Origin of the sequence: Aeromonas sp. 603757 (assembly GCF_049171255.1) — a bacterium.
Classification (GTDB): Bacteria; Pseudomonadota; Gammaproteobacteria; order Enterobacterales; family Aeromonadaceae; genus Aeromonas; species Aeromonas veronii_A.
Map to the genome: position 1 here is coordinate 1 of NZ_JAAKOE010000003.1, position 22,996 is coordinate 22,996.

The window sequence follows — 22,996 nt, forward strand, 5'->3', positions numbered from 1 at the left end:
CCCGAGCGGCCAAAGGGATCAGACTGTAAATCTGACGGCTCTGCCTTCGAAGGTTCGAATCCTTCTCCCTCCACCATCATTCAGAAAACCCGGCTTGGCGCCGGGTTTTCGCATTTCTGGTCTGCCCAATCCGTTATTCCTCTGCCCTCCAGCCCCTTATCGCTGTTTGCCTGCAGCCGATCGCGCAATAAAAAACGGGAGGCCTGCGCCTCCCGTTTACGTTCATATCAGCCCTGTTACGGGATGAAGCGTTACAGAGTAAAGCGATAGAAGATATCGACCGCCTGGGCCACCCCGCTCATCGCCTGCAGATAGAGCCGTGGCAATACCTCGTAGCGCAGCTTGAATTCGGCGATGGGGCTGAAGACCCCGACCCCGTACTGGAACTGCAAGCCCGGCAGCAGATAGGCCGACAGAGTCACCTGGGTGTTGTCGCCACTGCCCGCCGTATCGAGGGAGACATCGCTCATCCCCAGCGACTCGCCGATGCTCGACACCACGCCGTTGGCCTGACTCACCGCGCCGGCTACCAGCAGGCCGTTGAAACCGCCATCCTCACCGCCAGTCTGCAACCCTTTGCCGCGCAGCAGATAGGAGAGCTGTTCCGACTGCGCCATCTGCGGCTCGGAGTAGACAGTGATCTCCGGCTTGCTGGCAGGGCCAGTCACCCGCACCCCGACCGTCACCTGACCCTCGATGGTATCGGGATCCCGGTTGGCTTCGATGTTGAGGAATGGCCGATCCAGCGGACCGGAGAAGAGGATACGCCCCTCCTTGATGATAAGGTTCTGACCGTAAGCCTTGAAGCGGCCGTTGGTCAGCACCAGCTGGCCATTGCCAGCCAGCGGTTTCTCGGGGTCCTGACGGATATTGAGACCGCCGGAGACATCGGTCTTCAGTCCCATGGCATCGAGCTTCACATCGTTGCCAAGGCGGATCGCCACCTTCATCGCCAGCGGCAGACTTGCCTGCTTGGGAGCAGGGGGCAAATCGTCATAGACCACAGTCACATCATCGGAGACCGCCACTGCCGAATCCGGCAAGCTCTTGACCAGAATGCGCGCCCAGGGAATATCCACCTGACCGGTAATCCGGGTCTCCTCCCCCAGCGACACCGCGATATCGGGCGAGACTCTGACCCGGCCCATGCCCGGATATTGCGCCTCCAGATCCTTGCCCTGAATAGTGAGGCTGCCGCTGACCGGCATCTTGGCCCAACTGAGCCAGCCGCCCAACGCCAGCGGCCCCTTGCCCACCAGCATGGAGCCATCGAGCTCGGCGCGGTTGCCCTCGATCTTGAGGCGGGTCACCAGCTTAGTCAGGGTCACCATGTCGGAGTGGGTCTGCACTTCACCGTCACGCAGGTTGAGCTGGCCAAACAGCAGGGGCGCCGCCAGGGTGCCGTCGAAACGGGCATCGGCGGAGATGATCCCTTGCAGGGAGCGCACCTCAGGGATGAGCGGCGCGAAGGTATTGAGCTTGAGATCGTCAAACTTGAGCTGACCGCCGAGCAGACCGCGACCGGCGGGTTCCCTGATCAGTAGATCGGTATCGATATTGCCGATCTGTTTGGAGGCAAAATCGAGGCGAATGGCCGCCTGCTGCCGCTCGAAATCAAGGGCCAAAGCCAGCTGCTGATAGTCGGTCTTGAGGCCATCTGCCACAAAAGTGCCCGGCGTGGTTCGCACCACCGCATGCAGGGTCGGCTGATTGCCACGCCAGCTGGCACGCCCATCGGCGGAGAGCATCGCCTGCCAGCGGAAGTTGTCCGGCAACCAGGGGCGTAGCCGCTTGAGATCAAACTCGCTCAGGGCAAACTCCAGAGTGCCCTGTGCAGCGGAGACCTGACTCCCCTTGACGCAGAGGCTGGCGCCCTGGGAGCCGAGGCAAAGATCCCCCATCGCCAGCCGCTGACGCGGCAGATCGAGATCCAGTGCCCAGGGGGAGCTCAAGTCCCAACGGCGCAGCGGAGTTTTCAGCCGCAACTCGGAGAGCGCCCCGCGCCAGTGATCCCCGCGCACGCCGCCACCCAGTTTGAGGTTGGCCGCAACAGGGTCACCCTTCATGGTCAGGGTCAACAGATGCTGACTGATATCGCCGCTGAGGTTCAGGGCCAGCTGGCTGAGCTTGGTTTCGCCCTGTTTCAGCTGCGCCACCAACAACGCGAGCTCACCGGCCGGTTTGGCGCCGATCACCGCATTGCCCTTGAGACTAATGCCCTTCAGGTCGGTGCCGGCATAGTAGAGCCGGTCGGAGACGAGATCCGCATCGATTTTTGGCGTCTGCTGATTGCCACTGACCTTCACCTGTCCCTTGATATCCCCTTTCAGGCCGGGATAGATCCCCCCCAGCTGGGGAGCCTGCAGGTTGGCATCGAGCTTCCATTGGGCAGTGCTGATGCTGCCCTTGGCCTGCAACTGGTTGGGGCCACTTTGCAGCGAGAGCGCCGGGATCTGCCACTCCATCTTGTCGTTGCCGCTAAGCTCCCCCTTGAGGGCCAGCGGGTACTGGTTGAGCTTGCCATCCACCTTGAGCTTGGGCAGTTTCAGCTCCCAGTGGCCCGCTTCGTTCATCACGAAACGGCTCTCCAGCTCACCGGCCAGCGTCCCTTTCAGCTCAGGCAACAGCTCGGCCGGATTGATCCCCTTGAACAGAGTGGTCCCCTGCCACTCGATCCCCTTGTTCCATGCCAGCTTGCCATCGAGCTTGAGCTCCCCCTTGAGGGCATTGAGCTGCAAGGCGATCTTGCTGAGCCGCTCCAGATCCCCCTTCCCGTCCAGCGCAAGCTTGAAGGGGGGGACATCGGTCCCCTTGCCGGAGGTATTGAGGGCAAACTGGTAGCCGGAGAGCTTGCCCTTGGCAGTCAGGCTCCCTTTGTCCAGCCGATAGCTCGGCTCATCTTTGGCTGGCTTGTGAAGAGGCCAACCGAGGCTCTTCCAGTCGAGGGCCAGATCAAAAGGGAGATCCGGGTCGAGGGCTGCCAGCGAGCCCTTGAGATTGGCGGCAACCGGCCCCTTGGCCGACAACGCCAACCCCAGCTTGCCAACCGAACCGTTCAGCGCCAGCGTGGCCTGCTCACCCTGCAGCTCGCCATCCAGCAGCCCCTTGCGGGCCTTGGCATCCAGCGTCACCGCCAGCGGGTAGTCGTCACTGAGCTGGATGTGTCCCTTGAGCGCCAGATCGGCCATGGCGTGGCGCAGCGAGAGCTCGCGCACCTCGATGCGATCGTCGGCAGCAGTGGCCGACAGCAGCAGCTTGTCGAGCCCTTCGATCAGCTCGCCCTGCTTATATTGCACCCGGGTCGCACTGACCCCTTCCAGCTGGATGGGGAAAGGAAGGTGAATGGCGGGCAGGAGAATGGGGGCTGCCTTTGCCGTATTCGCAGCTGGCGTCCCTTTACCCTGTTTGGCTGTCTTGGCGCTGGCCTTGTCGTTGCGCGCCACCGCAGCACCGGCTTGCTTCTCGTTAGCGGCCGGCTGCTTGGCAGATTTGGCTGCGCTGGCGGGTGCCGCATCATCCAGCGTCACCTTCAGGTTATCGAGCACCGGGCCGCGCACAATCAGCCCCTTGCGATTGAGGGTGGCGCCGATATCGAGGGACCCCAGGGTCACGGCAACACCGGGCACCGCCAGATCGAGATCGGCTACCTTGAGGCTGTCGACCTGAATTTTGAGTGGCAGCGGGCGCCAGACAAAGGGTTCTGAAGGCTCTTCCGGTGCAGGCTCCGAGTCAGCCACCTTCACCACCGGATGAGTCACTTCAAGCGACTTGATCCAGAGTTTGCCCTGCAGCAACTTGCCCAGATCCCAGTCGAGCACGGCGCGATCCACAGTGACATCCACCAGCTCATCCTGCCAACCCGCCCCTTCCAGAGTCCAGCCATAGCCAAGCTGACCGGCCACCAGCTCCCCCTTGAGAGAAGGCAGTGCTCCCTTGGCCTGTTGCCACAACCACTTGTTGCCCTGATGGGTAAAGCCCAGCAGGCTGACGCCGATGAGCAGCAGGAACACCAGCCCCATCAGCCAGAGAAAAATGCGTTTTAGCCAGATCACAATGCAGACCCCCGCGCAAGATACAGCCGCAGCGGCCAAAGAAAAAAGCGTTTAGACAACATCATAATTCAGGCCCCAATGCGAAATGCAGCCGCAAGGGCTTGTCCTCTTCCGATACCCCGACCGCCAGATCCAACCTGACCTGACCGATGGGGGTGACCCAGCGTACACCGACGCCGGTACCTATTTTCCAGGGTTCGCTGTAATCGGTGGTGGAGGTGCCGCCATCCACAAACATGGCCCCCAGCCACTTCTCGCTGAAGCGGTAGTTGTATTCCAGACTGGCCACGCTGGTGTAACGACCACCGGTCAGCTTGCCATCCGGCCCGGTGGGGGAGATGCTCTCGTAACCAAAGCCGCGCACCGTCTGATCGCCACCGGTAAAGAAGCGCAAAGACGGCGGCACCAACGAGAAGCTGTCACCTATGATGGCCCCCTGCTCGGCCCGCATCAGGAATCTGTGGTTATCGCCAAGAGTTCGCAGCCACTTGCTGCGCCCCCACACCCGCATAAAGCTGATGTCGGAGCCCCATCTGGGATCGGAGAACTCCAGCGTCAGCTGCTGGCGATCCCCCCAGTCGGGCACCAGAGTGCCGCGCACCCGCAGCCGGGACCAGGAGACCCCGGGGATCAGCAGCAAGCTGTTCCCCTCGTCGGCGCCCTGGGTATAGATCTCGTTCTCCAGCCGGATAAAGACGTCCCGATCCCAGCTCTCCGGCCGTCGCGTCCAGCGGTGTACACCGATGGTAGTGAGATCGGAGCGGGTATCGTTGTTGTCCTTGTACTGGTAGCCGGTCTGGATGGAGTAGTAGTCCCTCAGCGGGTTACCCACCGGGATCTGGTAGTCGAAGCTGAGCTCGGCCTCCGGCGCCGACACCTTGGCGGTGGCAAAGAGACGGTGGCCGTAGCGGTTGACCCAGGGCTTCTCCCAGGTGGCACTCATCCGCGGCCCTACGTCGGTGGCATAACCGATACCGGTCTCGATTTCGTGATCGACCCGGTTATCCAGCGTCACCGCGATGGGAACCCGATAGTTGCTCGCCTCGCTCAATACCGGCTTGATATCTACCTGACGGAACAGCTTGGTGGAGGAGACATCCTGCGACATCTCGGCCAGACGGATGGCGAGATAGGGGTCGCCGCTCTTGATGTTGATAAGCGGGCGAATAAGGTGAAGCGCTTCGGGGGTGGCATCGTAGCGGATCTCGCCAAAACGGTAGCGATGGCCCGATTCGAACAGAATAAAGATCTCCGCCGTCCCCTTGTCCGGGAACACCTTGACCTGACTCTTGCTCAGCTTGGCATCAAAGTAACCGCGGGCCAGCCCGAGGCTGCCCAGATCGGCCTTGATGGATTCATATTTGGCGTGGTTGAGGGGCTCGCCCTCTTTGAGGGGCAACTTGTCCAGCAGGGCGCTGTAGAGCTCGTCGCTGCCCGCATCCCCCTCCAGCAGAATATCGAGGCGGGAGACGATGACCGGCTCCCCTTTGTCTACCTCAATCACCACTTTGGACGGGGTTTTCTTGTCGCGACTCAGGGTGATTTTCGGCTGGTAGTAGCCATATACCTGCAGCGCCTTTTGCACGCTCTCGGTGATTTTGGCGCGGGCCGGGCGGTATTGCCGCTCCTGATAGACTGGCAGGGCATTGAGATAGGCTTCGACGTTATCCTTGTTCTCCCCTTTCAACCCCTTGACCTGATAGGTGAGCTTGGCGGCAAACGCGGGCGAAGCCAGCAGCGACAGCAACAGGCCCACCCCCAGTACCCGCAGGCCGCGGCGAAACGCAGGGCCGGACAGTGAACGCCCTGCCAGCAGGGATGAAATGCATCCTGTCAAAGGTCAATATTCCTGAATCTGTGGTGAAGGAAACCAGCGCCCTTTCGGGCCAACCCCGAATACGGCGCAGCACGCCATGCCGTGCATGGCCGTGACACAAAAATGCGCGCCAGAAAAATGGCGAACCTTATCCTAACATAGGCATCGGCCAGCGACAGCGCGGCGCCATTGGCAAATTCACCATATCTTTTAAGAGGTTGACCACAAATCACACATTTTGGTGACAATGACGCCGCCCGCTTTCCCGATGGGAGCGAACTGACCTGCCCTGAATAAGGCTCACCCCACCATCAGGCACCATTTGTCACCTCTCCTCCTCTCTTTACCACCAGAAACCCACCACGACAGAGTTTGTCGGCATCACCCCACCCTCACCGTTTAACAGGCCCGGCACACCCTAAAGCCCGCCGTAGCGGGTGATTAAGAATTGCTCGTTCAGCGCAATCGAATTATCCCGCTGCCTTTGCGAACGTCCCTCCCTCACACTTGAACCATCAACTGAAGGAGACACATCATGCATGCACGTAGCGAACAGATGGCTGACTATATTGCCGATCGTCTCGAGTTCATCACCTTTCTCGCCTGTTGCAGCGCCCTGCTGGCCCTGCTGACCGGCATGAGTGGCCAGCAGGCGCTGGCCTTTACCGCCCTGAACCTGCCGTTTGGCCTCGGCATTTTGCTGGCGATGGCGCTGCTGGCCCCCCTGCCCGCCCACTGGCGGCTGCCGGGGATCACCTTGCTGCTGGCAGGTTGCGCCCTGATGACCCTGCAACTGGGGGGCGAATGGCTCAATCCGCTGGCCATCTGGAGCCTCTACGCCCTGCTCGGGCTGGAGATCATCTGGCAAGCGCGTCCCCGCGCCATGCTGGCCACCCGTGCTCGCCAATAATACGACCGATAAAGGGCGGGCTGTGATGGCTGACGCCGGTGGCAAATTGGGGTACTCTTGCGCCCCCATTTGCTACCACCCTTGGCGTAACAACCTTCGCCATCACACCCAGGAGCGCCCCGATGAAAAAAGCCTGTGCCCAGCACATTCTGGTCAAGACCGAAAAACAGTGTCTGGAGATCAAGGAGAAGATCGAGAAGGGAGCCGACTTCGGCCAGATGGCCAAGCGCTTCTCCACCTGCGCTTCTGCAAAACGTAGCGGCGATCTGGGGGAATTCAATAAAGGGGATATGGTCAAGCCCTTTGACGATGCCGTCTTCAAGGGTGAACTGCTCAAGGTGCTGGGGCCGGTGCGCACCAAATTCGGCTTTCACCTGATCAAGGTTTTATATCGGAATTGAGAAAAAAAGAGCTGGCGTATACGCCAGCTCTTTTTTTGCTATTCAGCAATACCAATAAAGTCATTCAATAAAGGTCCAAGCTCGTCATCCTCAAGTATGCACCAACTGAGAAATGCGCTGTAGGGCGCGGAGGGTTTAACTAATAGCTTCATTCTTTCTAAAGCAATTTCTTTTTCTTGTGGCAATACCGTATCGCTATAATATTCATCCAGAAGGTCTAGTAACCGATTGTATTGTGAGAAAACTTTCTTTCTTAAGAATGATGCAGAAACAGTTTTATTCGGTGTATGGGTGCTATTAAATATCTTATCGAGCAATTCTGAAGTTAAATTTGTTTTTGCATCATTAAATTGAGCTTCTATTTGAAGCTTTTTTGCATATGGAGTTACAGGTGGAACATGCTTGATCGCTCTCAAAACATCAACGCTTGCATCACAACAATCAACAAGGTCATCATATTTAGCCAACTTTATATTATTACACCGACCGCATGAAAAATAGAGGTTATTCCAATCAAATTTTAGATTTTCATCACCTTGGTGTGGAATAAAGTGTTCCACATTTATATCTTGAGGTTCTTTCGTTTCACAAATATAGCATTTCTTATGGAATACCCGATTCAAAGCATCCCATACATCCTGTGAATCATACTTCACTTTATTAGCAAGCGAAGCCGGGGCTGGTTCATTTCTAACAACATTGAACATATTACGACCTCTTTGCCTTGCTAAGCGCAATTTTAGCCGATTTGACAAAATATAAAGACTCAGCATCCAAGGTTGTATCATCTGACGGGAGTATGTTTATCAGCGCTTCTATTCCATCCATATCAAGAGGTGATGCTTTCAATAAGGCCGCCAATTTCTCTATATTTTTTTGAAGCAAACTGGATATGGGGAGTACGCCAAACAACCCTTCTAATACAGCTTCATAGGAGTACATTGAGAGATCATTAACCTGCTCAAGACGTGATAGGTCATAGATCACCGCATCATCAACCGATGAGACGACAAATGGAGAGTGTGTACTAACAATAAACTGTACTTTTGGGAATGCTTTCTTTAAAAATGCGAGAATTTTCTTTTGTAATGAAACATGTAAATGTGCGTCTATTTCATCGATCAGAACAATCCCTGTTAATTCATCTGGGTCGATTGAGCGAAGAGATACTTTAGTAATTAGATCTGCATATACCGCCATAATTGAAGAGAAACCAGAAGATAAACTTTGAAATGTATATGGATCTTTGTGAGGCTGATGGATTTCAAATGATAAGGTATCTGATTTGAATACCAGCCTTAGACTATTGTCTTCAAATAGATCTTGTAGATCCATCTCTAGCTTATCAAACCACTTCTCAATACGCATAGCCTCTTCTGGATTATTATTTATTTTCCTTGACTCAGAAAAAGCTTGATTAGCAATATTGGAGACAAGAAACTCCTCCAACATTGACGAAGAATTTATTGCCCTATTCCTTGTGAATTCTTGATCCTGAGAACGCAACTTATCAATACTAATTACAGATGAAGGCTTAGTGATATCCGATTTTCGCATTGCTTCGAAAGTGATTAAGACACTTTTGAACCCCTGATAATTAACAATAAACTCTTCTATGTTTTTTATTTCAATTGATGGATTTTTTACACTCTCTATTTTATCCTTGGTCTCGGCAACCATTCTTTTATAATGATCATAATGTTGATCAGCTGGCCCCAACCTTTCAAAATTACTCTCGTAAGACCCCAAATTACTGTGAAGCTGATCAATGTCATAATTTTTCTTTTCAACAATGGCCTGTTGGAGCTTCGTAAATAAATATTTCATAAGTTGGGTTTTACCACAGCCATTCCCCCCAGTTAAGATCAGTGTTTTTCCATCCAAGTCAATATCAACAACCTTATCTGAATAGGGTATTTTTGTTTTGATTTTTGTTAAATAACCAGACATATAATCACCTCAATTAATATTGAGGTGATTATATTGCAATCTATGTTTTTGTGTAGAACTACATGTTTAAAATGAGAGCCCATTGGAAAAAAAGCACGCTTAGGAGATCACTTTTCCTATGGATTAAAAATCCAAGATGCTGTCACGTTCGAAAATTAACCGCCCAATTGTTTAGCGCTTACAGCACTGTACTACGTTGCTATAGCACAACAGGTATGCCTCGCTCTGCGAGAGCCATCTCACTTGCCCCATGGGCCAAACACCCTATATAAATGCATAGAAATTTACTAACGTTATCAGGCAATTAAGTTTATCCTTCTCGGCATTGTCCACATTCGACGATGGATCCCGTGCTATGCCCCGCTCTTGCTTGTGGCCCCTGCTGGCCTGGTTACTCCCGCTCGCTGGCGCCCTCGGCAGCCGCTTTCATCTCTGGCCCTGGTGGATCGGTTTTGCGATCTGTCTCATCGGAGCCCTTGTCTCCCTGATCTTGCTGGTACGCCTGCCTTGGAGCCGCAACCGCTACGCCAGCGTCCTCGGCGCCTTGCCGCTGCTGCTGCCGCTGACCTTTGTGCTGCAGGCGCTGCGGATGCCGCTGATCAACGATGTGAGCACAGATCCCTACAATCCCCCCCAGCTACGCTGGGCGGCAGAGCTCAGAACGGCGCAGGATCTGCCAATAAATAGCGCACCGCTGAAAGCAGTTGAAGCAAAACCCGGTCCTCTCTTTACCAGGGCTTCTCCTGCCGAAGTGCTGATTGAAGCCAACGAACTGATGCAGGAGCTGGGCTGGCAGGTACGACCCAGCCCGGATGGTCTGGATGCGGTGGTTACCACCGGCTGGTTCGGCTTTCAGGATGATGTTGCGCTGCGGGTCTTTGCTGGCCCCAAAGAGACCCGCATCGATATGCGATCAGCCTCCCGTCAGGGGCAAAGCGATCTGGGCACCAACCGGGCGCGGATCGAGGATTTCCTGACCCGCCTGAATGAGCGCCTCGGCCAGGCCTACAAACCCAATTTGAAACCGTAAGTGTGAAACAACAAGAAGGTAACTGATGCGCGTTGAGGTCAAACCCGATCGGGAATATGCCTGGTTTATCCGCCCCTTTTTCTGGCTGCAAAAACGCAACTATGGTCAGGTGCTTATTCCGGGCAAATGCTGGGGCCGCTCGCCGCGCCTCTTTGCCGCCGTCGCCACCCTCTATGGCGTCATCAACCGCAAGCGCTCCCCCATCGATCCCGTGCTGCGCTCGCTGGTGACGGTGCGGGTCTCCCAGCTCAACTGGTGTCGTTTTTGCGTCGACATCAACGCCATGACCCTGGTAAAGAGAGCAGGTTCAAGCGAGAAGGTGGAGGCGCTAGCCAACTGGCGCGAAAGCCCCTTGTTTGACGAGCGGGAAAAAGCGGTGCTCGACTATACCGAGGCGATGACCGGGCTGGATGGGGTGAGCGATGAGCAGGCGGTCCGCCTCAAACCCTGGTTCGACGACGATGCCATGGTGGAGCTGACCGGTCTTATCGCCTTCCAGAACATGTCGGCCAAGTTCAACGCCGCCCTCGATATCGCGCCGCAGGGCTTCTGCCAGCTGCCGGTGCAACCGGAACGCCCTGCCCAGCCAGACAGCAAGGACGCCTGATGAACCGGACCCGCCTGCTGCTTGCGCTGGTGATGGGGGGCCTTATCGGCACCTTTTTTGCCCTCGATCTCGGTCGTTACCTCACTCTGGACGCCTTGCAGGCCCAGCAGGCGGCAGTGGCGCAATGGGTTGACAGCCACTTTGTCTCGGCCAGCCTGCTGTTCGTGCTTATCTATGTGCTGAGCACCGCCCTCTCCCTGCCCGGCGCCAGCCTGCTCACCCTGGGTGGCAGCGCTGTGTTCGGCGTCGCTTGGGGGCTGCTGCTGGTCTCCTTCGCCAGCACCATAGGCGCAACCCTCGCCTTTCTCAGCGCCCGCTTCTTGCTGCGCGACTGGGTCGAGCAGCGCTTTGGCGACAAGCTGGCCACCTTTCAGTCCGGCATGGCGAAGGAGGGGGCCTTCTATCTGCTGAGCCTGCGCCTCATCCCCATCTTCCCCTTCTTTCTGGTCAATCTACTGATGGGGCTCACCCCCATCAGAGTCAGCACCTACTACTGGGTGAGCCAGCTTGGCATGCTGCCTGGCACCTTCGTCTATGTGCTGGCGGGGAGCGAGCTTGGCCAGTTAACCAGCACCGGCAATATCCTCTCCCCCGGCCTGATGGTCGCGTTGACCCTGCTGGGGCTGATGCCCTGGCTGGTCAAGAAATTGACCGCCCACCTCGCCCAACGGCGCCTGCTCGCCCCTTACCGTAAACCCGCTCGCTATGACTACAACCTGCTGGTGATCGGTGCAGGTGCAGGTGGGTTGGTCACCAGCTATATCGCCGCGGCGGTGAAGGCCAAGGTGGCGCTCATCGAGAAGCACAAGATGGGGGGCGATTGCCTCAACAGCGGTTGCGTCCCCTCCAAGGCATTGATCCGAAGCGCCCGCTTTGCCGCAGAGCAACGTAAAGCCGACGAGCTGGGCTTTAGCCCAAGCCACTCCCGCGCCGATTTTGCCGCCGTGATGGAGCGGGTGGCTGAAGTTATCAAGGAGGTCGAGCCACACGACTCCATCGAACGCTATCAGGGGCTTGGAGTGGAGTGCATCGAAGGGGAGGCGCGGCTGGTCTCTCCCTGGGAGGTGGAGGTTAACGGCCAGCGCCTTGCCAGCCGCCATATCGTCATCGCCACCGGCGCCCGGCCGCTGGTGCCCAAGCTGCCGGGGCTGGATCAGGTGCCTTACCTCACCTCGGATAGCCTCTGGCAGCTGCGCACTCCGCCGCGTCGCCTGCTGGTGCTGGGCGGTGGCCCTATCGGCTGCGAGCTGGCCCAGAGCTTCGCCCTGCTCGGCATTCCCGTGACCTTGGTGGAACTCTCGGAGCAACTGCTGCCCCGCGAAGATAGTGAGGTAGCCGACGCCCTTGCCGGGCAAATGAGCCGCGATGGCGTGCGGCTACTCACCGGCTGGCGCGCCGAGCGAGCCGACTACCTGCCCGCAGCCGAGGGGGATCTGCCCATCCGGCTGCAACTGCGCCGGGGCGATGAGACGCAGGTGATTGAAGGGGATCAACTGCTGCTGGCACTGGGTCGGGTCGCCAATGTGAGCGGCTTCGGGCTCGAAGCGTTGGGAGTCGAGCTTGCCCCCCGCGGCACCATAGCGGTCGATGGCTTTCTTGCCACCAACTTCCCCAGCATACTGGCGGTGGGAGACGTAGCGGGCCCTTACCAGTTCACCCACTTCGCCGCCCATCAGGCCTGGTATGCGGCGGTCAATGCCCTGTTTGGCCAGTTCAAGCGCTTTCGGGCCGACTATCGGGTCATTCCAGCGGCCACCTACACCACGCCGGAGATTGCCCGGGTCGGCCTCAATCGCAAGGAGGCCGAGGCGCAAGACATTCCCTTCGAGGTGACCCGCTTCGAGCTGGCCGAGCTGGATCGCGCCATTGCCGATGGGGAGCGCCACGGTTTTATCGAAGTGCTGACCGTGCCGGGCAAGGATAATATCCTTGGCGCCACCATAGTGGGCACTCACGCCGGTGAGCGGATTGCCGAGTTCGTGCTCGCCATGCGTCACCGTCTCGGCCTTGGCAAGATCCTCGGCACCATTCACGCCTATCCCACCCTGATGGAGGGGAACAAATATGTGGCAGGTGAATGGAAACGGGCCCACCAGCCCACCCGGGTGCTGGCGTTGCTGGCCCGTTATCACCGCTGGCGCCGTGGCGCCTGACAATCAGGGAAACATTTATGCTCAAGCCATTCTCACAGCTCTGCTCACACCTCAACTCACACTGCAGATCTCGGCTCAAACAGCGGCTAAATGCGCTGCTGTGCGCCCTGCCCCTGCTGGCCAGCGGCCCGCTGTTGGCGGCCAACCCAGACGATAACTGGCAACGGACCCTTGAGGAGGCGAAGGGACAGACCGTCTACTTCAACGCCTGGGGCGGCAGCCCGGAGATCAACGCCTATCTGGTGTGGGCCGGGCAGGAGCTGGCGCGCGACTATCAGGTCAAACTGGTGCAGGTGAAGGTGGATGACATCGCCCAGAGCGTCAGCCAGTTGCTGGCCAACAAGCAGGCGGGCAAGCAAGCTGGCGGCCCCATCGATCTGCTCTGGGTCAACGGCGAGAACTTCAAGGCGCTCAAGGAGCAGGGGCTGCTCGGCGCTCCCTTTACCGCCGAGCTACCCAACATGGCGCTGGTAGACAGCACCCTGCCGGTGAGTGAGGACTTCACCCTGCCGGTGGAAGGGCTGGAAGCCCCCTGGGGCATCGGCCAGCTCAATCTGATGGTCGACACCGAAGAGGTCGCCAGAGCGCCCACCTCGGCAGCAGCCCTGCTGGCGTGGGCCAAGGCCCATCCCGGTCGCTTCACCTATCCCAAGCCGCCCCAGTTCCATGGCTCCAGTTTTCTCAAGCAGATCCTGCTGGAATTGACGCCAGACCCGGCCCCCCTCTATCGGGAAGCGACCGAGAGCGACTTTACCCAACTCACCGCCCCGCTCTGGGCCTGGCTCGATGAGCTGCATCCGGCACTCTGGCGCAAGGGAAAACTGTTCCCCACCAGCGCCGCCGAGACCCGCCAACTGCTCGATGATGGCGAACTGGCCATGGCCATCAGCTTCAACCCGCAGGAGGCGCAAAGCGCCGCCCAGATTGGCGCCCTGCCCCCCAGTGTGGAAGCGGTCGCCATGGAGAAAGGGGCACTCACCAACAGCCATTTTCTCGCCATCCCCTTCAACGCCAGTGCCCGTGCGGGTGCCAAGGTGGTGGCAAACTTCCTGCTGAGCCCGGCGGCGCAGGCGCGCAAGGCCAATCCGGCCTTCTGGGGTGATCCCAGCGTGCTGCGGGCCGATGCCCTGCCTGACCCCGCCAAGGGGCAACCGGCACTGCGCTTCAAAGCGGTGGCCGAGCCTCACCCCAGCTGGCAGCTCAAGCTGGAAGCGGCCTGGGCCGAGCGTTACGGTCACTGATGAGTGCCGCTGGTCACCCGCTTTCCCGCTCCCGACCGTGGCGCCAGTTGACACGCCACCCCACTATGAGTACGGGGATGGCGGTCATTTATCTGGCACTCTTCGTCATCCCATTGCTGGCGGGGCTGTGGCAACTGCTGGCGGAGGGGATGACCGCCTCTCATCTCGCCTTGCTGCTCGCCCAACCCGGTCTTTGGCACTCAGCAGCACTGAGCCTGTGGATTGGCGCCGCCTCGACCCTTGGCAGCCTGCTGTTGACCGCCCTGCTGCTGGCCCACAGCGACAGCCGGGCTTTCGGGCTGCTCCGTCGCCTGCTCTCGCCTATGCTGGCCATGCCCCACGTCGCCTTTGCCATCGGCTTTGCCTTTCTGCTCGCCCCCTCCGGCTGGCTGCTGCGGCTCGTCTCGCCAACTCTGACCGGGTTTGAACTGCCTCCCGACTGGCAGACCATTCGCGACCCTCTGGGACTCGGGCTGATTGCACTGCTCGTTTTCAAAGAGACCCCCTTTTTACTGCTGATGGCGATGGCCGCACAGCAACCCATCCAGCTGGCACGCCAGCAGTGGCTGGGGACAAGCCTTGGCTTCAGCGCCCCCCAGATCTGGTGGCGCCTGCTGCTGCCGGCGCTCTGGCCTGCCCTGCGCCTGCCCATCTATGCGGTGGCGGCCTACGGAGTGGCGGTGGTGGATCTCGCCCAGCTGCTCGGGCCTGACACCCCCGCCCCGCTGGCGGTACGGCTGTGGCTTTGGTATCAGGATCCGGATCTGCTCTGGCGCGGCGCCACCGCCAGCGGCGCCCTGCTGCTGCTCGCTATCACGGCGCTGCTGATCGCCATGCTCAGATTACTGGAGTGGCTTCATCAAGAGGTGGGCAAAGGCTGCTGGCTCGATGGCAAACGAGCTGCGTCCCACTCCTTTGCCAACCGGCTCGCAGCAGGCTCTGCACTCACTCTGATCACCCTTAATCTGGCGGTGCTGGCGGCCCTGCTGCTCTGGTCACTGGCGCGCCGTTGGCCCTTTCCCGCCCTCTGGCCCAGCCAGTGGAGCAGTCACTACTGGCTGGATCTGCTGCCAACCCTGCTGCCACTGCTGGTAACCAGCGCACTGCTGGCGCTGGTGAGCGGCTTGTTGGCACTGATGATGGCGGTGTGCAGTCTGGAGGCACAAGCCGGCCGCCGCCCCTGGCCACTCTGGCTTATCTGCCTGCCGCTGTTGCTGCCGCAGGCAAGCCTGCTGTTTGGCATCCGGCTCGGGCTGGACTGGCTTGCTCATGACTCGATAAGCAGCGGCATTGGCTGGGGCTGGGTGCTCTGGAGCCAGCTGTTGTTTGTCTTTCCATATGTCTACCTCTGCCTGCACGGCCCCTATCGCCAGTTCGATCCCCGGATCACCCAGAGCGCCCTGCTGCTGGGGGCTACGCCATGGCGAGCCTGGTGGCAGATAAAAGCGCTGCTACTGGCGCGCCCGCTGCTGTTTGCCTTCAGCGTCGGGGCGGCGGTGAGTTTGGCCCAGTATCTGCCGACCCTGCTCTTTGGTGCTGGCAGAGTGGTCACCATCACCACCGAAGCGGTGGCCATCGGCAGCGGCCTCAACCGGCGGCTGGCGGGGCTCTACGGCCTGCTGCAACTGCTGCTGCCGCTCGTTATCTATCTGCTGGCGCTATGGCTGCCAGCGCGGATCAATCCGGCGCTCAAGGGGGGCGGCTCACGATGAACTCTCACGATGGAAACAGCCATATGCTGAGCACCACGCCTCTTCGACTTTACCTTGATGAAAATCTGCTGCTTTCGCTGCCCCCCCTGCAGGTGGCCCCCGGCGAGGTATTGACCCTGATGGGGCCAAGCGGCTGCGGCAAAAGCTCCCTGCTGGCGGGGCTGGCCGGGGTACTACCGAGCGCGCAGACAGAAAATGGCCCGATCCGGCTGGAGGGGGAGATAAGGCTCGGCGAGCGGCCACTCAACACCTTGCCTGCGCAAGCGCGGCGCATCGGCATGCTGTTTCAGGATGACCTGCTGTTCGACCATCTGACAGTGGCGGAGAACCTGATGTTCGGCATGCCTGCGATCATCAAGGGAAAACGTGCGCGGCGGGAAAAGGCGCTGACCGCATTGGCACAGGTCGCACTGGCGGATCAGGCTGACAAGCTGCCACAACTGTTGTCAGGGGGTCAGCGAGCGCGGGTCAGTCTGCTGCGGGCGCTGTTGGCGGAACCCGACGCCCTGCTGCTGGACGAGCCCTTCTCCCGCCTCGACAAGCCGCTGCGGACCGCCTTTCGCGAGCTGGTGTTCGCGCAGATCAAGGCGCTGGCCATCCCCGCCATCCTGGTGACCCACGATGCGGAAGACGCACCGGGCACCATACTCAACCTCACCGAATGCCACTGTTAACCGAGGAGTGTTCACCTTGTTTGATCGCCATCTGATCCCCGTGATCCGCAGCCCCCTCACCCAGCTTGCCAAACCGCTCTGCCGCGCCGGGATCAGTGCCAATCAGGTGAGCCTCACCGGCTTTGCCATCGGCATGTTGGCGCTGCCGCTACTGGCCTTTGGCTGCTATCAATGGGCGCTCGCAGCCATTCTGCTCAACCGGCTGCTGGACGGGCTCGATGGCGCCGTGGCGCGGGAAACCGGCATCACCGATTGCGGTGGCTTTCTCGACATCACCCTCGACTTTATTTTCTACGCCGCCGTGGTGCTGGGCTTTGCCCTCGCCGCCCCCGCCAATGCGCTGCCCGCCGCCACCCTGCTGTTTGCCTTTATGGGCACCGGCTCGAGCTTTCTGGCGTTTGCCATCATGGCGGGCAAGCGGGGCATCGACAATCCGGTCTACCACCACAAATCCCTCTACTATCTGGGCGGCCTCACCGAGGGGAGCGAGACCATCGCCCTCTTTGTGCTGATGTGCCTGTGGCCCGCCGCCTTCGCCCCGCTCGCCTACGGCTTTGCCCTGCTCTGCGCCATCACCACCCTGACCCGACTCTGGAGCGGCTACCACACTCTACGTCCCCCCCAGCCATAAACAGCACAGCCCTCACCGGAGGGCTAATCCATCGCACGATGAATTGGCGGCAAACAAGGCACACGGAACACTTGCACGGGGATGACAATGTTTTACCATGACGGCACTTTTATCAGTCTCTTTGAGAACCCTATGCGTCGCCTTGCCTCTCTTCTCACTCTGTCGTTATTCCCCCTGCTCGGTGGCTGCAGCAGCGCCCCCGCGCCAAAGCCCGTGGTCGTCCCCCAACCCAAGAGCGCCTTTATCAATCAGGCGCCATCCAGCAAACCCGTTTATACACAAGGGGTTAGCAAGGGGGACTTCGCCAATCGCCCCAACGTGGACCGGTTCGTCCAGAAAATGGTCGAGAAGCACGGTTTTGACAACGCCCAGCTGCATCAGGTGCTGGCACAGGCAGAGCGTTACGACTGGATCATCCGCCTGATGGATGCCCAGGCACCGACCACCGCCAAGCCCACTGGCCCGACCGGCGCCTGGAACCGCTATCGCGCCAAGTTCATCACCCCCGACAACGTACAGAACGGCGTCAACTTCTGGCGTGAATACGCAAGCGAGCTGAACCGGGCGGAGCAGATCTACGGGGTGCCGCCGGAGATCATCGTCGGCATTATCGGGGTCGAGACCCGCTGGGGCCGGGTTATGGGCAAGACCCGCATTCTGGATGCACTGGCCACCCTGGCGTTTGATTACCCGCGCCGCGCCGAATTCTTCACGAGCGAATTGGAAGCCTTCCTGGTGATGACCCGCGATGAGGGGATGGATCCCACCGAACCCAAGGGCTCCTATGCAGGCGCCATGGGCTACGGCCAGTTTATGCCCTCCAGCTTCCAGCGCTATGCGGTGGACTTTGACGGCAACGGCCACACCAACCTGTGGGATCCGGTAGATGCCATCGGCAGCGTCGCCAACTACTTCAAAGCCCACGGCTGGGAGAAAGGCCAACCGGTAGCGGTGCGCGGTCAGGGCCAGCTGCCCGGCTATGAGCATGGCTTCCAGACCCGCTACCCGGTCGCCACCCTGCGCCGCGCAGGGCTCACCCCCACCAGCACCCTCGGCAACCACAGCGAAGCGAGCCTGCTGCGCCTCGATGTGGGCACCGGCTACCAATACTGGTACGGTCTGCCCAACTTCTACACCATCACCCGCTATAACCACAGCACCCACTACGCCATGGCGGTATGGCAGTTGGGGCTGGCGGTGAAGGCGGCGCGCTGACAACTCGCTGGCATAAAACAGACAATGAAAAAGGAGCCATTATGGCTCCTTTGTTATATCCAACGTTCCACCCCATTAAGGGCTCAAGGATGGCTACCTGATTTAGACACCTGCCTTGGCCAGCGCAGCAGAGACGATCTGCTGGGCTTCCTGCTGGATGAGGTCGAGGTGCGCATCGCCCTTGAAGCTCTCCATATAGATCTTGTAGATGGACTCGGTGCCGGAGGGGCGCGCCGCGAACCAGCCGTTCTCGGTCACCACCTTGAGACCACCGATGGCGGCATCGTTGCCCGGCGCCTTGGTCAGCTTGGCGATGATGGGCTCACCGGCAAGCGTTGAGGCTTCCACCAGTGCCGGATCCAGCTTGGAGAGCACCGCTTTCTGGGCGCTGTTGGCCGGGGCGTCGATACGGCGATAGCTGGAGCGGCCAAACTTGGCTTCCAGTGCATCGTAATGAGCCTGCGGGTCCTTGCCGGTCACCGCCAGAATTTCCGCCGCCAGCAGCGCCAGAATGAAACCATCCTTGTCGGTGGTCCAGACGGTACCATCTTTGCGCAGGAAGGAGGCGCCCGCGCTCTCCTCGCCGCCAAAGCCGAACTCGCCGCTGTAGAGGCCATCCACGAACCACTTGAAGCCGACCGGCACTTCTTTCAGGGTGCGGCCAATCTCGCCGGCAACCCGGTCAATCATGGACGAGGAGACCAGCGTCTTGCCGACGGCTGCATCGGCAGACCAGCCGGTGCGATGGGTAAACAGATACTGGATCGCCACCGCCAGATAGTGGTTCGGGTTCATCAGGCCGGACTTGGTGACGATGCCGTGACGGTCGTAGTCAGGATCGTTGCCAAGGGCGATGTCGAACTTGTCTTTGAGGGCAATCAGGCTCGCCATGGCGAACGGGCTGGAGCAGTCCATCCGGATCTTGCCGTCTTTATCCAGGGTCATGAAGGAGAAGGTCGGGTCGACCTTGTAGTTCACCACCTCGATGTTCAGGTCATAGGTCTTGGCGATGACGTCCCAGTAGGCGACGCCGGAGCCACCCAGCGGATCGACACCGATCTTGATGCCTGCGTTCTTGATGGCGTCCATGTCCAGCACGTTCTTCAGATCATCCACATAGGGGGTGACATAGTCGTGTTCGACCACGAACGGGCTCTTGAGCGCCTCGGCGAACGGCATCCGTTTCACACCGGCCAGACCCGCTTCCAGAATGGCGTTGGCGCGATCCTCCACCCACTTGGTGATCTCCCCTTCGGCGGGGCCACCGTGGGGCGGGTTGTACTTGAAGCCACCATCTTCCGGCGGGTTGTGAGACGGGGTGATCACCACACCGTCAGCGCGGGCAGCAGGCTTGCTGGCCCCTTCTTTGCCAGAGTTGTAGCGCAGGATGGCGTGAGAGATGACCGGGGTCGGGGTAAAGCCGAGGCCAGCCTGAATGCGGGTTTCAACGCCGTTGGCGGCCAGCACTTCGACGGCGCTGGCAAAGGCGGATTCGGACAGGGCGTGAGTATCCATGCCCACAAACAGCGGGCCAGTGATGCCGGCCTGCTGGCGATACTCCACCAGGGCCTGAGTCACCGCCAGAATATGGGATTCGGTAAAGGCACTGTGCAGGGCGCTGCCGCGGTGGCCTGAGGTACCGAAGGCAACTCGCTGCTCGGGGCGGCTCATGTCCGGCTTGTTGAGGTAGTAGGCGCTGACCAGACGGGGAATATTGGTCAGGTCGCTTAAACGGGCCGGCTGACCGGCGTGGGAATGCTGAGCCATGGCGTTTTCCTTGCGTAATGGCGGCCTTGCCGGGCAAGGCCTGAGTCTTGAAGAATCGTTAAATGGCGCCACACACTTGCGCGATCACCTCTTCGCCATAGCCCATGCTGGCCATCAGCTGGGCCACCATGTTCTGCTTGCGGCTGGTGTTGGTGTTGGTGATCACCCAGAACGGGGTCTCCGGTACCGGCTTGGGCTTGGTGGTGCTGCCACTGGCACGCAGAGCCTCGGGATCCTGCGAGAAATAGACGCGCTTGCGCCCCTTGATTTCGGTGGCCTGGGTAAAGCCTTCCGGGTTATCCCGGTAGAGGGTACTCAGCACCAGCATAAAGCGGTTGATGGACTTCTCTTCCTTTTGCAGCTCACCGGAATCGAGCAAGGCTTGCAGCCCTTGTTGGGTGGCTACCGTACTGGACTGTGCGACGGCAACTGGCTCGGCAACCGACACACGTTGGTGAGCAGGCTGTTCCAGCAGACGGCGCAGGATATCGGAGGCACTCTCACCAATGTGCCGGGTCTGGCTGGCGATATAGAAGTAGAGATCGTCATCAAGCTCGATGGTTTTCATAGGGATGCGCTGGACTCGTCGAAATTCGGATGCGGCGATTATACATAGGCAAACCCGACAGCCCAAGCAAGGGGCTGGCAGATGTACATGAATCTCATCGAGAATACGGCATAATAGCGGGCCAAGTGTGTGATCAGCCGCACTGATAGCCGATCCGGACGGGATTTTTTAGAAAAAAAACCACATAAAATCCCAATCCATTGGACGAAATCCTTTTCTTTCCAGTGCGTTAAATAAAACAGCGATACGCACCCACGACCGACAAGGTGTCATTTTGCAACAAAACAGCATATTGAACTTCAAGGAGCAGGGTCAGGGCCCGGCGGTCATTCTGATCCACGGCCTGTTTGGCAGCCTCGACAACCTCGGCCTGCTGGCCCGTGCTCTCTGTGAACAATACCGGGTCATCAGCGTTGATCTGCGCAACCACGGCGCCTCCTTTCATAGCAGTGAGATGAGCTATCCGGCGCAAGCTGGCGACATCCTGACCCTGATGGATCGGCTGAATATTGCCGAAGCAACCCTGATTGGCCACTCGATGGGTGGCAAGGTAGGGATGCAGGTCGCCAAGCTGGCGCCCGCGCGGGTGACCAAGCTGGTGGTGGCCGACATGGCCCCGATCGCCTATCCCCACTCCCGCCACCAGAATGTCTTTGCCGGACTCAACGCCACACTGCGCACGCCGCCGCAAAACCGCAGTGAAGCGGAAGCCATGCTGGCGCAGCATATCGAGCTCGCCGGGGTGCGCCAGTTTCTGCTCAAATCCTTCGCCAGAGGCGAGCATGGCTGGGGTTGGCGCTTCAATGTGTCCGCCCTTGAGCAAAACTACGCCAACATCATGGGCTGGCCAGAGAGTGAACACCGCTTCGAAGGGCCGGTGCTCTTTATCAAAGGGGGGGATTCTGACTATATGCAGCCGCAATACAGCGAGGCCGCACTGGCCCAATTCCCAGCGGCAAAGGTGCGTGTCATCGCCGGAACCGGCCACTGGCTGCATGCTGAAAAACCGATGTTGTTCAACAAACTGGTTGTGGATTTCCTGTCGACAGGCGGTTAACAGTTCCAAATCCTTTGTGATATAGTGCGCCCGTCATAAGGAGTGTGCGCAATCCATGCTAAGTGAACATATCGACCTGATCGAAAGTTTGGGCCTCAAGTTATTCTTTGTGGCCATTTTCATATTGATTGGCCTGGCCATTCAGGACGTGCTCAAACGCGGCAATGTGCCCCGTTTCGGTCGTTTCATCGTCTGGTTGGTACTGTTTCTGGGTTGTGCAGGTTTTGTCGCCAAGGGGCTGATCGAACTGGGCTGGGAAGGCTCAGGACTAGGCTAACAATTTTCATCTGTGATGTATGGCCAAACAGCAAACTGATCGAACAACACTGGATCTGTTCGCAAACGAGAAGCGCCCCGGCAGGCCAAAGACCAACCCACTCCCCCGCGAGACCCAGCTCAAGATCAACAAGCGTAACCAGCTTAAGCGCGATCGGGAGAATGGTCTGAAACGGGTAGAGTTAAAGGTAGAGGCCGAGTTGCTGGAGCGCCTGAACCAACTTGCGTTGCAACAGAACATCAGCCGAGCCGAGCTGATCCAATCTATCCTGAAGCAACAGATTGAATCCGCCTTTGCGGTGGATATTGCAGTCTGAGCGTCAAGCATTAACACCAAATACGGGTAACTAAACACTATGGCAAGTGTAGGTCTGTTTTTTGGCAGCGATACCGGTAACACCGAAGCTGTCGCCAAGATGATCCAGAAAGAGCTGGGCAAGAATCTGATTGAAGTCCGTGACATCGCCAAGAGCAGCAAGGCCGACATCGAGAACTTCGATCTGCTGATGTTCGGCATCCCGACCTGGTACTACGGCGAAGCACAGGCCGACTGGGACGACTTCTTCCCCGATCTGGGCGAAATCGACTTCACCAACAAGCTGGTCGCCATCTTCGGTTGCGGTGATCAGGAAGACTATTCCGAGTACTTCCTCGACGCCATGGGCACCCTGCGCGACATCGTTGAAGCCAAAGGCGCCATCATCATCGGTCACTGGCCGACTGCCGGCTACGAGTTCGAAGCCTCCAAGGCACTGGTCGATGACAAGCACTTTGTCGGTCTGGGTATCGATGAAGATCGCCAGCCGGAGCTGACCGCCGAGCGCGTCAAGGGCTGGTGCAAACAGCTGCACGAAGAGATGTGCCTGGGCGAGCTGGAGTAATCCGCTTCCCCTCATACCTCTGACAACAAGGGCCCCGACGGGGCCCTTGTTGTAT

At 58.9% G+C, this 22,996-nt stretch carries 20 protein-coding genes; 14 read left to right on the plus strand and 6 right to left on the minus strand.

Annotated features, from left to right (window positions below):
- Positions 1-251: 251 nt before the first annotated feature.
- Positions 252-4,052, minus strand: a complete 3,801-nt coding sequence (locus G5332_RS03660) for a translocation/assembly module TamB domain-containing protein (protein WP_421295615.1) — start codon at positions 4,050-4,052, stop codon at positions 252-254.
- 61 nt (positions 4,053-4,113) lie between these two features.
- Positions 4,114-5,889 carry an autotransporter assembly complex protein TamA gene (locus G5332_RS03665; protein ID WP_005334265.1) on the minus strand — a complete coding sequence of 592 codons (1,776 nt, stop codon included), beginning with the start codon at positions 5,887-5,889 and terminating at the stop codon, positions 4,114-4,116.
- A 514-nt stretch (positions 5,890-6,403) separates the two neighbouring features.
- Between G5332_RS03665 and G5332_RS03670 the strand changes: the two genes are divergently transcribed.
- Together G5332_RS03670 and G5332_RS03675 are read left to right on the plus strand one after the other, a co-directional pair.
- On the plus strand, positions 6,404-6,778 hold the full coding sequence (locus tag G5332_RS03670) for a hypothetical protein (RefSeq protein ID WP_213389145.1): 375 nt from the start codon (positions 6,404-6,406) through the stop codon (positions 6,776-6,778).
- A 122-nt stretch (positions 6,779-6,900) separates the two neighbouring features.
- Positions 6,901-7,179 carry a peptidylprolyl isomerase gene (locus G5332_RS03675; protein WP_005334269.1) on the plus strand — a complete coding sequence of 93 codons (279 nt, stop codon included), beginning with the start codon at positions 6,901-6,903 and terminating at the stop codon, positions 7,177-7,179.
- A 38-nt stretch (positions 7,180-7,217) separates the two neighbouring features.
- Here G5332_RS03675 and G5332_RS03680 read toward each other — a convergent pair whose 3' ends face one another.
- Complete coding sequence (locus G5332_RS03680; RefSeq protein ID WP_421311119.1) at positions 7,218-7,886, minus strand: HNH endonuclease; 669 nt, start codon at positions 7,884-7,886, stop codon at positions 7,218-7,220.
- A 1-nt stretch (position 7,887) separates the two neighbouring features.
- Positions 7,888-9,129, minus strand: a complete 1,242-nt coding sequence (locus tag G5332_RS03685) for an AAA family ATPase (RefSeq protein ID WP_216977406.1) — start codon at positions 9,127-9,129, stop codon at positions 7,888-7,890.
- Between the two features lie 355 nt (positions 9,130-9,484).
- On the opposite strand from G5332_RS03685, the gene G5332_RS03690 reads away from it, so the two are divergent.
- The 8 genes from G5332_RS03690 (at position 9,485) to mltB (ending at position 18,392) form a co-directional block, all read left to right on the plus strand.
- Positions 9,485-10,159: a DUF1499 domain-containing protein gene (locus G5332_RS03690; protein WP_421311120.1), complete on the plus strand. Its 675-nt coding sequence runs from the start codon at positions 9,485-9,487 to the stop codon at positions 10,157-10,159.
- A gap of 25 nt (positions 10,160-10,184) precedes the next feature.
- Positions 10,185-10,766: a carboxymuconolactone decarboxylase family protein gene (locus G5332_RS03695; protein WP_100654088.1), complete on the plus strand. Its 582-nt coding sequence runs from the start codon at positions 10,185-10,187 to the stop codon at positions 10,764-10,766.
- Positions 10,766-12,919 (plus strand): FAD-dependent oxidoreductase, encoded by a 2,154-nt coding sequence (locus tag G5332_RS03700; RefSeq protein ID WP_421311121.1) that lies wholly within the window; start codon positions 10,766-10,768, stop codon positions 12,917-12,919. Before G5332_RS03695 ends, G5332_RS03700 begins: the two co-directional genes overlap by 1 nt.
- 17 nt (positions 12,920-12,936) lie before the next feature.
- A complete protein-coding gene (locus tag G5332_RS03705; protein ID WP_233267768.1) occupies positions 12,937-14,160 on the plus strand; it encodes an ABC transporter substrate-binding protein in 1,224 nt (407 codons plus the stop codon).
- Between the two features lie 77 nt (positions 14,161-14,237).
- A complete protein-coding gene (locus G5332_RS03710; RefSeq protein ID WP_421311122.1) occupies positions 14,238-15,872 on the plus strand; it encodes an ABC transporter permease in 1,635 nt (544 codons plus the stop codon).
- A 23-nt stretch (positions 15,873-15,895) separates the two neighbouring features.
- Positions 15,896-16,546, plus strand: coding sequence for an ATP-binding cassette domain-containing protein (locus G5332_RS03715; RefSeq protein WP_158113229.1), 651 nt, complete (start codon positions 15,896-15,898; stop codon positions 16,544-16,546).
- 16 nt (positions 16,547-16,562) lie between these two features.
- Positions 16,563-17,177, plus strand: a complete 615-nt coding sequence (locus G5332_RS03720; RefSeq protein ID WP_042010154.1) for a CDP-alcohol phosphatidyltransferase family protein — start codon at positions 16,563-16,565, stop codon at positions 17,175-17,177.
- Positions 17,178-17,309: 132 nt separating this feature from the next.
- Positions 17,310-18,392, plus strand: coding sequence for a lytic murein transglycosylase B (gene mltB, locus G5332_RS03725; RefSeq protein WP_227340870.1), 1,083 nt, complete (start codon positions 17,310-17,312; stop codon positions 18,390-18,392).
- Positions 18,393-18,494: 102 nt separating this feature from the next.
- Here the strand turns inward: mltB and pgm are convergent, their stop codons facing one another.
- Entirely contained in the window at positions 18,495-20,159 is a 1,665-nt protein-coding gene (pgm, locus tag G5332_RS03730; RefSeq protein WP_201994304.1) for a phosphoglucomutase (alpha-D-glucose-1,6-bisphosphate-dependent), read from the minus strand.
- 58 nt (positions 20,160-20,217) lie between these two features.
- On the minus strand, positions 20,218-20,727 hold the full coding sequence (gene seqA / locus G5332_RS03735) for a replication initiation negative regulator SeqA (RefSeq protein ID WP_421311123.1): 510 nt from the start codon (positions 20,725-20,727) through the stop codon (positions 20,218-20,220).
- A 274-nt stretch (positions 20,728-21,001) separates the two neighbouring features.
- Between seqA and G5332_RS03740 the strand changes: the two genes are divergently transcribed.
- From G5332_RS03740 to fldA, 4 genes are read left to right on the plus strand one after another with little or no spacing between them, the layout of a single operon-like run.
- Positions 21,002-21,784, plus strand: coding sequence for an alpha/beta fold hydrolase (locus G5332_RS03740; RefSeq protein WP_227340873.1), 783 nt, complete (start codon positions 21,002-21,004; stop codon positions 21,782-21,784).
- Between the two features lie 55 nt (positions 21,785-21,839).
- Complete coding sequence (locus G5332_RS03745; protein WP_005334296.1) at positions 21,840-22,061, plus strand: DUF2788 domain-containing protein; 222 nt, start codon at positions 21,840-21,842, stop codon at positions 22,059-22,061.
- A 19-nt stretch (positions 22,062-22,080) separates the two neighbouring features.
- On the plus strand, positions 22,081-22,377 hold the full coding sequence (gene ybfE / locus G5332_RS03750; RefSeq protein WP_005334297.1) for a LexA regulated protein: 297 nt from the start codon (positions 22,081-22,083) through the stop codon (positions 22,375-22,377).
- 39 nt (positions 22,378-22,416) lie between these two features.
- Entirely contained in the window at positions 22,417-22,941 is a 525-nt protein-coding gene (gene fldA, locus G5332_RS03755) for a flavodoxin FldA (RefSeq protein ID WP_005344430.1), read from the plus strand.
- The last annotated feature ends 55 nt before the right edge of the window (positions 22,942-22,996 follow it).